Source organism: Pseudoalteromonas ruthenica, from assembly GCF_008808095.1.
In the GTDB taxonomy this organism is placed as follows: Bacteria; Pseudomonadota; Gammaproteobacteria; order Enterobacterales; family Alteromonadaceae; genus Pseudoalteromonas; species Pseudoalteromonas ruthenica.
On sequence record NZ_CP023396.1, the window covers coordinates 861,795 to 873,862 of the forward strand.

Genomic DNA, 12,068 nt, shown 5'->3' on the forward strand with positions numbered 1-12,068 from the left:
ATTCATATTCGCCGATTTAATTACAAAAAAGAAAAAAGCGCTAATTTTCAGCGCTTTTGTTGAGTTATTTTGGTGTATCAGAGGCTATTTTTTCAGCCAGTTACTGATTTGTGTTTTCATAATATCCCGTAGGACCGGCTGCGCTTCAGCATTAGGGTGAATGTTATCGTTTTGCATTAATTCACCGTTGGTCGCCACTTGCTCTACAAAGAAGGGCATCAAGGTCACTTGCTTTTCCTTGGCCACATCAACAAAGCTTTGCTCAAATAACTCGGTATAACGGCGGCCATAATTGGGTGGAATACGAATTTGCATTAACGCCACCTCAGCACCGGCCTCTCGGCTTTTATCTATTAGTGCATGCAGGTTGGCTTTCATTTTGGTGACGGGAAAACCACGCAAGCCGTCGTTCCCGCCAAGCTCAATGAGCACATGGGTAGGGGTGTGCTCTTTAAGAATCGCATCGAGGCGGCGCAGTGCTCCCCCTGTGGTTTCACCGCTTATACTGGCATTAATCAGGGTAGTGGGCGTATTTTGTTGTTCGTACGTATCTTGTAACAATTGCACCCAGCCTTGGTGTTGTTTTAACCCATAGGCTGCGCTTAAGCTGTCACCTAGGACAAGTATCTGATTGTCAGCCCAAGCGAATAATGGTTTAGTGACAAGCAGTAAGACGATAAAAACACGTAGGATTGAAGCACTCATATGTCAGCGTTATCTCAATTAAATATTATTCAAGTCAAAGAATTAACTAAGTCCGTTAATACGCTTGACGGCGATTTAACGATCCTCAGCGACATTACCTTTAATGTCAAGCCAGGCGAGTCGGTGGCCATTGTTGGCGCCTCGGGTTCGGGTAAATCCACATTGTTGAGCTTGTTAGCAGGGCTTGATGTAGCAAGCTCGGGAAGCATTACCTTAGATGGTGATGCCTTGGAGCAACTTGACGAAGAAGGGCGCGCGGCCTTGCGTGCGCAAAAAGTCGGATTTGTATTCCAATCCTTTATGTTGGTGCAAAGCCTCAGTGCACTTGAGAATGTGATGTTGCCAGCTGAGCTTGCCAACCAAAATGATGCCAAAGAGCAGGCGCTGGCGCTGTTGGAGAAGGTCGGTTTGAGTCATCGTGTTGAGCATTACCCTTCGCAGCTTTCGGGTGGTGAGCAGCAGCGAGTTGCTATCGCTCGTGCCTTTATTGGTACGCCGCAAATTCTGTTTGCTGATGAGCCTTCGGCAAACTTAGACAGTAAAAACGGTAAAATGATTGAAGAGCTGTTGTTTGAGCTTAACCAACAACAAGGCACCACGCTGGTACTGGTTACACACGATGAAGCACTGGCACAGCGATGCGACCGTATTTTGCACATCGAAGGCGGCAGTCTAACCGAGTTGAGTGAGCCGAAGGAGCAGGTCAATGTGGGCTAAACTGGCATTTAGACTGTTTTTGAGAGAGCTGCGCCGAGGCGAGCTCACGGTGATATGTGCAGCCATTGCGTTAGCAGTGATGACGGTGTTGACCTTGTCCTCGGTAACTGACCGTATTGGTCAGGCCATTTTGCAAAAATCCAACGCTTTTATCGCCGCCGATAGAGCGCTGGCCAGTAACCATGCGTTGCCAGATGAATACCGCCAGCAAGCACAGAAAATGGGCTTGAAAACGGCGCAGCTCACGTTTTTCGATACCATGCTCTTTGCCAATGACCGCATGCAACTGGCGGCAATAAAAGCAGCGTCATCGGCCTATCCTCTTAAAGGTGAGCTACTCATTAAAAGCGATTTTGATGCCCAAGAGCAAGTGGCCGAGGGCGGCCCTAAAGAGGGCAACGTTTGGCTCAATGAAACAGTGATGTATTCATTGGACCTGCAAGTGGGCGATGAGGTTGAGTTAGGTGCTGCCACCTTCACCGTTAGCCATATTTTGAGCGAAGAGCCGGATGCGCCGTTCAATATTTTCTCTGGCAGTCGCCGGGTGTTGCTTAATGAAGCTGATATCGCCAAAACTGAGGTGATCCAACCGGGGAGTCGGGTGTTTTACCGTCAACTCTATGCTGGCGATGGTGACGATGTCGAAGCATTTTATCAATGGCTAAAACCTCAACTGGCCGAAAACCAACGTTGGTATGGGGTGAAAGACAGGCAGTCGCCCATAGCTAATTCGCTAGAGCGATCGGAGCGCTTTTTACTGTTGGCAGGTTTGTTGGGCATTATTCTCGCGGCAGTGGCTATTGCGGTATCAGCAAAGCGTTATTGCGAGCGCCAATACGACCCAGTGGCAATGATGAAAACCCTAGGCGGGGCTCGTGCACAAATACGCGCCATTTATTTGCTGCACTTGTCACTGGTGTGTGGTTTTTCACTACTTATTGGCCTTGCTGTAGGGTATTCGCTACAGCACGTGGCCGCCGACTACATGGCTAAAAGTATGGATATTAGCCTTCCACCTGCGTCGCTGCGCCCATGGTTAAGTGCGGTATTCATCGGGGTTGTGTGCGCGGTGATGTTTTCTATTAAGCCGCTGCTCGATTTATTTGATATTCCGCCGTTACGGGTATTGCGTCGAAACCTCGGTGACAGGTTGGTGGTGAGCAAAATCCACCTCGCGCTCTCGGCGTTAACGGTTTTTGGGTTAATGTGGTTATTCAGCGGTAAAATCAAAATTACCCTAATCTTATTCGCCTCATCGGCCCTTGTTGTAGTGGTGCTGTTTGTCGCCTCAAAAGTGATTTTTGGCACAGGGCGAAAGCTCGGCCTCAGCCCCGGTAACAGTTGGTCTTTAGCGCTGGCTTCAATTCAAAAGCGGGCTAATGCCAATGCCGTGCAATTAATCAGCTTTGCGCTGGCGATTAAGCTGTTACTGTTTCTCATTGTGCTTAAAAATGACATGATCAATGACTGGCAATCGCAATTACCAGCGGATGCGCCTAACGCGTTTCTTGTTAATATTAGCGAGCAAGAAAAACAGCCCGTTGCCGATTATCTCGCGGCTAATAACATTGAGGTGTCGCGCTTTTACCCGACCATTCGTGGGCGCGTCAATGCCGTCAATGGCGAGAAAGTCGCGCGAGAAGTGTCATTAGAGGATAACGAGAAAAAAGATGAAGAAGCACGCTCTGGCGTGGGTCGTGAGCTGAACTTGACGTGGGTTCGCGATATGCCAAGCCATAACACCCTAACCAAAGGGCAGTGGTTTACAGAGCAAAGCCAAGGAGAAGTCTCTATTGAGCAGTCAATGGCTGAGCGGTTGGAGATTCAACTGGGCGATACCATTACCTTTTTAATCGGTTCGCAAAGCTTTGATGCCGAGGTTACCAGCTTTCGCGAGGTGAATTGGTCCACCCTAAAACCAAACTTCTTTATGATCCTAAGCCCAGACTTGCTCGCTGAATTTCCGGCAACCTATATTGCGGCAGCACGTATTGATGACGGTGAAAATAAAGCCTTTACTCAGCTATTGCGGCAGTATCCCACCATTACGGCTATCGATGTCGACAACTTTGTCGAACAAATTCGCTCAACCATCGAGCAGGTGTCGTTAGCCATAGGGTTTGTGCTGGCAATCGTGGTGGTCTGTGGTGCCTTGGTACTAATTTCGCAAGTCCAGGCGAGCTTGGGTGAGCGGATGCAAGAGGTCGTTATTCTACGCACCTTGGGAGCTCGCGGAAAGTTGATCCGAGGAGCCACCTTGTATGAATTCTTACTACTGGGGTTGATAGCTGGCGTAGTTGCCGCCTTAGTGAGCGATGTGGCGCTTTTCATTGTGCAGCGACAGTTATTTGAGCTACCTGGAAAGTTCCACCCTGATATATGGTTCATCGGGCCCGTAGCGGGGGCTTTGTTTGTGGCACTGTTGGGATACACTATGATAGCGCGAACACTCAACAAGAACACCAGTGGTTTGCTACGCAAACTGATGTAGACGAAAAGGCCGCTTTAACAAGCGGCTTTTTTAATTGCGGTTAAGGAGTTGAGCCAGGGCAGGTTTGAGTTCGGGATGGCGAAAGCGAAAGCCCTCGTCTATTAGCCGCTGGGGTTGAACATTTTGCCCATAGAGCAATAAATCGGCCATTTCTCCCATCATCAGCCGTAATGCAAAGGCCGGCATGCGCACGATGGCGGGGCGGCGCAGTACTTCAGCGAGCGTTTTAGAGAATTCCTCATTATTGACGGGCTTAGGCGCGGTGGCGTTGATGGCGCCGCTAATATGATCGTATTTTATTAGGTACATAATTAGCTGCACCATGTCATCAAGGTGGATCCAAGACATGTATTGTTGGCCATCTCCTATGGGCCCACCGAGGCCAAAGCGAAATGCGGGGAGCATTTTTCCTAAGGCACCGCCTTGGGCACTTAGCACAATACCGGTACGCAGCAAGCACACACGGGTTTGTGCTTTGTTTGCGGCTGCCTCCCAGTCGCGACAAAGCTGATGGCTAAATTCATCATAGCAGTGGCTGAAGTCTTCGGTGATCTCCACATCTCCTTGGCGGCCGTAATAGCCAATGGCGCTGCCCGATATTAACGCCTTCGGTTTGTTGTCTGCGGCATTTATCTTCGCCACGATAGCGTCGGTGGTATTGAGTCGGGAGTCGTAGATACGCTTTTTTTGTTGCTCGCTCCAACGCTTATTAACGATGGGCTCACCGGCGAGATTGATCACGATATCGACATTATTAAAATCAACCTCATCCAAGCTTTGGATGGCTTCAATACGATGACCCAACTTTATGTACGCCCGTGAGGGGGAGCGAGTGAGTACCGTAACCCTATGGTGGTTAAGTAAATGCTTGTAAAGTTCGCTACCTATGAGCCCTGTGGCTCCGGTGATCAATATATGCATGGGTGCCATCGTGTTGCTAATTCACTTTGTTTCTAGTTTAGTTCAAATACTACGAAACTGGCGAATTTAAGATCATTTCCTATGGCCAATCAATGGTTTATTTTCAATCGTATCTCACCTAAACTAGCATCACTTGTCTGCTTTAAGGAAACGAACTGTGCCCAGCTTCACTGGAGCGAGTAAAAGCCTCCTAGTTATGGCCGCCTTGGTGGTGGTTTTGGCAGGGGTGAAAACCGCAAGCGCCTTGGTGGTGCCTTTTATTCTATCGGTATTCATTGCCATCATCTGCAACCCTTTGATTGATACTTTAGGTCGCTACCGAATTCCCAAAGGCGTGGCAGTGAGCATTGTTATATTGCTGGTGGTCGCCGTCCTTTTGAGTATTGGCGGCTTAGTAGGGCAGTCGGTGAATGATTTCTCGCAAAACCTGCCGCAGTATAAAGAGCAATTAAAGAAAGAGTTTGTGTGGGCGGTAAACACGTTAGCGCAATACAATATTTTCCTAAATAAAGAGCAACTGATCTCAATGTTTGACCCTGGGAAAATGATTGATGTAGCCACCAACATGTTAACTGGGCTAGGCGGGGTGATGGCTAACCTGTTTTTAATCATCATTACCGTGGTGTTTATGTTATTTGAAGGCCCCAGTATTAGTCGCAAAATTCACTTAGCGTTAGATGACCCAGATATGAAAATGGCGCAAATAGACCGTTTTCTTGAGTCCATTAACTCGTATTTGGCGATTAAAACCTTAGTTAGCTTAGCGACAGGCTTTTTAGCGACCATGTTATTGTGGGCGCTGGACGTCGACTACTTTATTTTGTGGGGCGTGGTTGCCTTTATGTTTAACTACATTCCCAATATCGGCTCTATTATCGCCGCTGTGCCGCCGGTATTATTGGCTTTGATCACGCAAAACCCATTGACTGCGGCTTTTGTGGGCATGGGATACTTAGTCATCAATGCGGTGATGGGCAACGTGGTCGAGCCTAAATTTATGGGTCGGGGATTAGGCTTATCGACCTTAGTCGTGTTTTTATCGTTAATCTTTTGGGGTTGGTTATTGGGCACGGTGGGTATGCTGCTGTCTGTGCCTTTGACTATGGTGGTGAAAATAGCCCTAGAAGAGAGCGAAGAAGGGCGCTGGCTTGCCACCTTACTTGGCGCCGACGTAGATGACGCTAAGCAAAGTGACCAAGGTTAATCCAGTGGCACGCGATAACTGTCGATACGCTGCTCAATAAGCCGTAACTCACAATGCTTATACGCCATCGCCGCAGCCGCAGCGTCGGGCATGACACGCAGATAACGCCACCGACAGCTATCTTCAAGATAGCTGTCAAAGCTCTGTTGCGAGCGCAAATAAATATCCAATGGCTGAGTGATCCCCGATTGCTTAGCGAAGTTCTCGAGCTGCAGCTGACGCTTATTCTGCCACGCAGTCAAATCTCGGCGCAAAAGCTCTAACTGGCGGTCAAGACATTGGATATAGTCACGACGACTATCGGGTGTTTCGCCTACCGGCGCGCATTGAGCAATTTCATTGGCATCAACAGTATTGAACAAGCAGGCGCCGAGGCCAATGGTTAACACAAAAAAGTGACGTTTCATAATGACGTTAGGTTATCTCTTGGTAATCAAACTCAAGCATAAAGCGAGCGCCGCCCAAGGGGCTGTCGTCAATGCTTAAAATACCATGATAGCCGTTTACGAGATCAGCGACAATGGCCATACCCACACCGTGCCCGCTTTCATAGCTATCAAGGCGGGTACCACGTTGCAACAGCAACTCACGCTTCTCCTCAGGCACGCCAGGACCATCGTCTTCAATCATCAGTTTAAGACGCTTCTTACGTTGCTCGACCTTTAAACTCACCTGCGAGACACAGGCTTTACAGGCGTTATCAATGAGGTTGCCAAGCAGTTCCATTAAATCGGTTTTATCGCCCAAGAAAAAGTGTTTGTCGCTCACATCGACACTGAATTCGATGTCTTTATCACGATACACTTTACTCATGGCATTGAAGATAGAATCCGCTACCGGCTTAATATGTGTTTGTTTTTTCCATGTATCGGACGCACCCGTGGCTGCGCGCTTTAATTGGTGTTCGATCATCACATTGATGCGGTCCAACTGCTCTTGGGCATCGTCATCGCTGGCCATAGGGCTTGACTTAAGTACAGCCAAGGGGGTTTTCAGGGCGTGGGCAAGGTCACTTAAAGACGCGCGATAACGCTCTTTTTGCCGCTGTTGCGATTCCAACAGTAGGTTCAAATCGGCTTTTATATTTTGCAGCTCAACAGGGTAGTTGCCTTTGATACGCGTGCCTTCGCCCGATTCAATGGCTTTTATCTCTTTATCTAAGCGGTGTAATGGACGAGAGTTCCAGATAAAGCCGATGATCATCAACACGGTGATCACTACACCCATAATTAACATCCAGTTTATTGATGTCTCCTTAAACCCTTCCATCAGCCTTAATAAACCATCGTTACTTTTAACCACAATGAAGCGGGCTTCAATGGTTTGGTCGAGATTCGCGAGGATCCCAGTGAGTGACAGTTGCCAGTATTTGCGACCATTGACGGTCACGAGGCGAAAATCCGCTTTACCGGTTTCGGTGATCACTAAGTCCGGCTTGTAATCAATATTTAAGGCGGACTCACTTTGCCAGACTCGCTCGTTGCCATTATAAATCATGGCATAGGTGTCTGATGTGACGCGGTTCAGCTCGGGGGCAAGAATACTGCGCGGCATTTCTACACCACGCTCACTGTATTCAACTTCAGATATTAACGAGTATAAATGCGCTTCGAGGGTTTTCTCAGTGGCCTCCACTAATGAGGCACGATACGCGTTGCCAATCGAAGCAAATAAAATAGGCATGGCTACGATCAACAAAAAGACAAGGATAAATCCTTGTCTTATTTTCAGTGAAACTTGATTTCCTACCACTGGGTGCGCAGCCTGTATCCTCGCCCACGTAGGGTCTCAACGGGGTTCAGGGTGCCTTCTGGGTCCAGTTTCTTGCGCAGACGCAGAACAAATACTTCTATCACGTTAGAGTCGAGATCAAAGTCTTGGTCGTAAATGTGCTCGGTCAATTCCGATTTAGAAATCACTTTTTGTGGATTCACCATCAGATATTCCAACACTTTATATTCGTAAGCGGTCAGGTTGAGCTCGCGCTCTTCTACCCATACCTGCTGCGAGCGTGTATGAATACGGATTGGGCCGTTTTCAATTTCAGGGTTAGCCTGACCCGCACTGCGACGAATTAATGCGTTACAACGAGCAATTAACTCTTCCACATGAAATGGCTTGGTAAGGTAGTCGTCGGCACCGGCATCGAGGCCTTCGACCTTATCTTGCCAGCGATCGCGCGCAGTCAAAATTAAGATAGGGATGTCGACGCCATTTTTACGGGCTTGTCTGATAAGCTCAATACCATCAATTTTTGGTAAGCCTAAATCAACCACCGCCATATCCAGTGGGTATTCACAAATATGGAAAAGGCCCGCTTCTCCATCATTGCACAAATCAACGCTGTAGCGCTCCTTTTCTAGGGCACTACGCAGGTTATCTGCCAAATGTAAGTCGTCTTCAATTACTAGTATGCGCATTAATTATTTTCCTTCTCTACCTGCCCGGTGCGTTTTGAGACGCTGACGTCAACCACACGGCCCTTGGGCTTTAATATACGAACAATAAACTTTTCCCTTTGTTCAGATATCTTTAACACTTTACCGTTTTCGGCTTCTTTGGCAATTGCCACTGCCTGCTTTTTATCAATGTCTTTGGGGGGCGTTGAGCCAGCCTGGGCCACTGACGTGGCTAAAACAAAAGCAGTAAATATAGCGGCTATATATTTAAGCATGGTTCAAAGAACTCCCAATTGATCTTTCGTTGCGCAACATACACTGCACTTGCAGCGGCAATGTCGCAAGCATACAAAAAATCAATTAACCTTTACTGAATTACGCTGGAAGCACCTTTTTGAAGGGCTTGACTACTGAGTTTTCATATACACCAGCGGCGATGTAGGGGTCATCAGCGGCCCATTCCCGTGCATCTTCTAAAGATGCAAATTCAGCCACCACTAATGAGCCGGTAAAGCCAGCTCCACCCGGGTCGTTACTGTCCGTCGCTGGAAGTGGTCCGGCAAGGTGTAAGCGCCCTTGGTGCTGTAACTCATGCAAGCGTGCAAGATGCGCTGGACGCGCTTTAAGACGCTGCTCGAGCGAATTTTCCACATCGGTGGAATAAATCATGTACAACATAATAATAACCAAGTGCTTGGTATCGATTACATTTATGATAGCCAGCAATGATAGGCGTTGTAAATTAATATCGTTGTTTAAATGGGACCGCGCTCACCAGCAGTCGTTAAAGCTTGAAAAGCTTTGTTTAACACTGGTAGAGTCGGGTTAAAACAATAACAAGGTTTTTCTATGAGCGAAAAACGTGAACATTTTAGCTCTCGCTTGGGCTTTATTCTTGCTGCTGCAGGCTCTGCGGTAGGTATTGGCAACCTCGTTGGGTTTCCTGTTTCCGCCACCAAAAACGGCGGTGGTGCCTTTCTTTTAGTTTATGCACTGTTTGTGGCGTTTATTTGTTTGCCGGTCATGATGGCGGAAATGGCCATGGGCCGAAAAGCGCAAAAAGACCCTTATGGCGCATACAAAACACTGTCGGATAATTCACCGCGCTGGCGCGGTGCAGGGGTTCTTGCGGTACTGACGCCGTTTATGATTGCGGTGTTTTACATGGTTATTACGGTGTGGATTTTTGGTTATCTGGCACAAACAGCCATGGGCAATCTCGATGCGCTTGCCGACCCCGGTAACTTTGGCCGCTTCATTAATGAATACAGTATTTTTGGCTACATGGTGGTGGTCGCCATTGTGGTTAACTTAATCCTCGTCGGTGGCGTCAAAGAGGGCATTGAAAAGGCTGCGAAGTTTTTAATGCCAGCCCTTTTTGTGCTGCTCATCGGTTTGGTTGCCTATGTGTTGACTTTGGATAATGCCATGGCGGGTGTGCGCTATTATGTGGTCCCGGATTTCTCAAAAATGAATGCCAGCGTACTCAATGGTGCCTTATCACAAGCGTTTTTCTCGCTGTCGTTAGGGATGGGGATTTTGATGACCTACGCGTCCTACATCTCAAAGAAGGATGATATTGTTGGTGGCGCAAAGATGGTCGCCATCACCGATTCGCTGGTGGCTTTTACCGCCGGCTTAATGGTGTTGCCAGCCATTTTTAGCTTTAATCCGGATACTGACCCAAGCCAGCTCTCAGAGTCGTCGGTGTCGATGATATTTGTTTATTTACCGAAGATTCTTTTGGCACTGCAAACCGATATTGGTTATATGGGCGCGTCTATGGTGGCGTTTGTATTTTTCTTGTTGGTGTTTTTTGCTGCCATTACGTCGTTGGTGTCGATTGTCGAGGTGCCCACAGCAACGCTTATTGAGGAAAAGGGCTACAGCCGCAAAAAAGCACTGTTAGTTTTAGCAGGCGCTATCGGCTTACTCACCATTGGCTGTACCGTATCATTTGGCATGGTCGATTGGTTGACTCAGTTCACCCACTACGGTGATGCTGATAAGAGCTTCTTTGATGTGGTTTATGACGTGTTTTATGACACCATTTTACCTCTTAACGGCTTGATGGTGTGTTTGTTTGTTATGTATCGTTGGAAGAAGGCGCGTTTGAATGATGAGCTTTCGCAAGGCTGCGCTAGTTACGAAGGCAGCTTTATGCAAAAGTACGTGAATTTCTCACTATCAACCTTTATCCCAGCGATTTTGCTGTTGATTTTCATCAATACTGTGGCAACCAAGTTTTTCGCCATCAGTATTTTCGGCTTTTAATTTGCCGGTCGGGGGCTAGCCTAAATAGCCCCCGAATCTAAATAACTGCCAAGTCCCAGAGTAAACATCCACAACCCCCACAAACTATGTTCCAGTACACACACAAGTGTGGAGCGTGAGTGCGCATAGGTATAAGAAAACAGTAGCCCACCGCAAAACGATAATACTATCGCAACCCAATTCCCATAAACCATGTGTGCCAAGGAAAATACGCTTGCACTTAACCAAATACGCCAAGTTTTGCTAGGAATGATGGGTTTATAGCGGTGAAAGAAATAGGTGCGAAAAATCAGCTCTTGTGGCAACACAGAGAGCAGCGGGTATAACACCAGTAGCATCAACCAGCTCAATGGTGATTGCAGCGGGTAGCTAAACCAGTTTTCCTGATTGAGAATGCCATAGAGTACACCCGAGAATAATGCTCCGGTGAGAAAAAACGTGGCAATGCGCTTACGCACCGCTGAGAACTGCCCCATGGATGTGATGCGAAAGCGTTTAAAGTGGGGATCGGTAAGCAGAACAAAACAACACACCGCAGTGAGGGTAATTAACGCTGGGATCAGCCAATTATGCAAATACTCGCGCATCAGCAAGCCGGCAACCGGCAATAGGATAAAGATACAGAACAGCTCTAGCCAGCGATACTGCGCGTTATTCAATGTTTCAGCCCATTGCTACACTCAATATGTACTCAGTGTAGCAGGGCTGTACGACAGCTTTATGACTCTTCTTCAGGAAAGTAAGGGTAAAGACGCATAATCGTGGCAATAATAGCCATAAAGGTGATGCCGATAAGGCCGAACACTTTGAAGTTTACCCAAAAGTCGAGCGAGAAATTGTAGGCAACATAAATGTTGAGCACTGCAATAACGGCAAATAAAATAACCCAGAAAATGTTTAACTGCTCCCAAATCCGCTCTGGTACCGTAATCTCTTGGCCTTGCTCACCGCCTTGTTTCTCTTCTACCGACTTGAGCAACCCAGTGAGAGCCTTTTGCACTAGGTTCTTTTTGAAAAACAGCCGTGCGGCTAATAACACCAGCGCTAACAGCGCATAAATGAAGGTGGCCTTCCATTGGATAAAATGCTCATCTCGAAACAGAATGGTCATGGTTCCTAACACCAGGGCGATAGCGAAAAACACCCAATGACGCTTAGCAATATGGCCCTCTTTGAGATAGCCATAAGCAAGCTGTAGGGCACTGGTGCCGATTAATACGCCTGTCGCCCAGTAGATATCAACGAGTTTATAAACAGCGAAAAATAAAATTAGCGGAATGTATTCAATTAAAGTACTCATTCACGACGTCCATTACATTAGGTAGCAGCCGTTTTACCAGTATCTGAGAGCAAGCTC

General features: G+C 47.5%; 13 protein-coding genes. 4 read left to right on the top strand and 9 right to left on the bottom strand.

Annotated elements, in window-relative coordinates:
* Nucleotides 1–84: 84 nt before the first annotated feature.
* Nucleotides 85–705: an arylesterase gene (locus PRUTH_RS04155; RefSeq protein ID WP_151172595.1), complete on the bottom strand. Its 621-nt coding sequence runs from the start codon at nucleotides 703–705 to the stop codon at nucleotides 85–87.
* On the opposite strand from PRUTH_RS04155, the gene PRUTH_RS04160 reads away from it, so the two are divergent.
* Nucleotides 706–1,422, top strand: a complete 717-nt coding sequence (locus PRUTH_RS04160) for an ABC transporter ATP-binding protein (protein WP_138587619.1) — start codon at nucleotides 706–708, stop codon at nucleotides 1,420–1,422.
* Entirely contained in the window at nucleotides 1,412–3,913 is a 2,502-nt protein-coding gene (locus PRUTH_RS04165; protein ID WP_022943808.1) for an ABC transporter permease, read from the top strand. Before PRUTH_RS04160 ends, PRUTH_RS04165 begins: the two co-directional genes overlap by 11 nt.
* Before the next feature lie 30 nt (nucleotides 3,914–3,943).
* On the opposite strand, the gene PRUTH_RS04170 is transcribed toward PRUTH_RS04165, so the two are convergent.
* Nucleotides 3,944–4,834: a TIGR01777 family oxidoreductase gene (locus PRUTH_RS04170; RefSeq protein ID WP_151172596.1), complete on the bottom strand. Its 891-nt coding sequence runs from the start codon at nucleotides 4,832–4,834 to the stop codon at nucleotides 3,944–3,946.
* A 157-nt stretch (nucleotides 4,835–4,991) separates the two neighbouring features.
* Here PRUTH_RS04170 and PRUTH_RS04175 point away from each other — a divergent pair, with 157 nt between their 5' ends.
* Nucleotides 4,992–6,038, top strand: a complete 1,047-nt coding sequence (locus PRUTH_RS04175) for an AI-2E family transporter (RefSeq protein ID WP_045978403.1) — start codon at nucleotides 4,992–4,994, stop codon at nucleotides 6,036–6,038.
* Here PRUTH_RS04175 and PRUTH_RS04180 read toward each other — a convergent pair.
* From PRUTH_RS04180 to PRUTH_RS04200, 5 genes are all read right to left on the bottom strand, one after another.
* Nucleotides 6,035–6,445 (bottom strand): lysozyme inhibitor LprI family protein, encoded by a 411-nt coding sequence (locus tag PRUTH_RS04180; protein ID WP_022943805.1) that lies wholly within the window; start codon nucleotides 6,443–6,445, stop codon nucleotides 6,035–6,037. The two genes, PRUTH_RS04175 and PRUTH_RS04180, sit on opposite strands and share 4 nt — an antisense overlap.
* Nucleotides 6,446–6,452: 7 nt before the next feature.
* Entirely contained in the window at nucleotides 6,453–7,721 is a 1,269-nt protein-coding gene (locus PRUTH_RS04185; protein WP_268837949.1) for an ATP-binding protein, read from the bottom strand.
* 62 nt (nucleotides 7,722–7,783) lie between these two features.
* Nucleotides 7,784–8,458 carry a response regulator transcription factor gene (locus tag PRUTH_RS04190; RefSeq protein ID WP_022943803.1) on the bottom strand — a complete coding sequence of 225 codons (675 nt, stop codon included), beginning with the start codon at nucleotides 8,456–8,458 and terminating at the stop codon, nucleotides 7,784–7,786.
* Nucleotides 8,458–8,712, bottom strand: a complete 255-nt coding sequence (locus PRUTH_RS04195) for a PepSY domain-containing protein (RefSeq protein WP_022943802.1) — start codon at nucleotides 8,710–8,712, stop codon at nucleotides 8,458–8,460. The genes PRUTH_RS04190 and PRUTH_RS04195 overlap by 1 nt, the downstream gene beginning before the upstream one ends.
* 100 nt (nucleotides 8,713–8,812) lie before the next feature.
* A complete protein-coding gene (locus PRUTH_RS04200; protein WP_151172597.1) occupies nucleotides 8,813–9,115 on the bottom strand; it encodes a YciI family protein in 303 nt (100 codons plus the stop codon).
* 171 nt (nucleotides 9,116–9,286) lie between these two features.
* Between PRUTH_RS04200 and PRUTH_RS04205 the strand changes: the two genes are divergently transcribed.
* Entirely contained in the window at nucleotides 9,287–10,711 is a 1,425-nt protein-coding gene (locus tag PRUTH_RS04205) for a sodium-dependent transporter (RefSeq protein WP_151172598.1), read from the top strand.
* A gap of 20 nt (nucleotides 10,712–10,731) precedes the next feature.
* Here the strand turns inward: PRUTH_RS04205 and PRUTH_RS04210 are convergent, their stop codons facing one another.
* Nucleotides 10,732–11,370: a CPBP family intramembrane glutamic endopeptidase gene (locus PRUTH_RS04210; protein WP_053910388.1), complete on the bottom strand. Its 639-nt coding sequence runs from the start codon at nucleotides 11,368–11,370 to the stop codon at nucleotides 10,732–10,734.
* Nucleotides 11,371–11,429: 59 nt separating this feature from the next.
* Entirely contained in the window at nucleotides 11,430–12,011 is a 582-nt protein-coding gene (locus PRUTH_RS04215; RefSeq protein ID WP_151172599.1) for an inner membrane-spanning protein YciB, read from the bottom strand.
* Nucleotides 12,012–12,068 lie beyond the last annotated feature (57 nt).

Excerpts from the sequence above, each read along its gene's own strand:
- PRUTH_RS04155 (WP_151172595.1), bottom strand. The coding sequence starts at position 705 with ATGAGTGCTTCAATCCTACGTGTTTTTATCGTCTTACTGCTTGTCACT.
- PRUTH_RS04160 (WP_138587619.1), top strand. The coding sequence starts at position 706 with ATGTCAGCGTTATCTCAATTAAATATTATTCAAGTCAAAGAATTAACT.
- PRUTH_RS04165 (WP_022943808.1), top strand. The coding sequence starts at position 1,412 with ATGTGGGCTAAACTGGCATTTAGACTGTTTTTGAGAGAGCTGCGCCGA.
- PRUTH_RS04170 (WP_151172596.1), bottom strand. The coding sequence starts at position 4,834 with ATGCATATATTGATCACCGGAGCCACAGGGCTCATAGGTAGCGAACTT.
- PRUTH_RS04180 (WP_022943805.1), bottom strand. The coding sequence starts at position 6,445 with ATGAAACGTCACTTTTTTGTGTTAACCATTGGCCTCGGCGCCTGCTTG.
- PRUTH_RS04185 (WP_268837949.1), bottom strand. The coding sequence starts at position 7,721 with ATGCCTATTTTATTTGCTTCGATTGGCAACGCGTATCGTGCCTCATTA.
- PRUTH_RS04190 (WP_022943803.1), bottom strand. The coding sequence starts at position 8,458 with ATGCGCATACTAGTAATTGAAGACGACTTACATTTGGCAGATAACCTG.
- PRUTH_RS04195 (WP_022943802.1), bottom strand. The coding sequence starts at position 8,712 with ATGCTTAAATATATAGCCGCTATATTTACTGCTTTTGTTTTAGCCACG.
- PRUTH_RS04200 (WP_151172597.1), bottom strand. The coding sequence starts at position 9,115 with ATGTTGTACATGATTTATTCCACCGATGTGGAAAATTCGCTCGAGCAG.
- PRUTH_RS04205 (WP_151172598.1), top strand. The coding sequence starts at position 9,287 with ATGAGCGAAAAACGTGAACATTTTAGCTCTCGCTTGGGCTTTATTCTT.
- PRUTH_RS04215 (WP_151172599.1), bottom strand. The coding sequence starts at position 12,011 with ATGAGTACTTTAATTGAATACATTCCGCTAATTTTATTTTTCGCTGTT.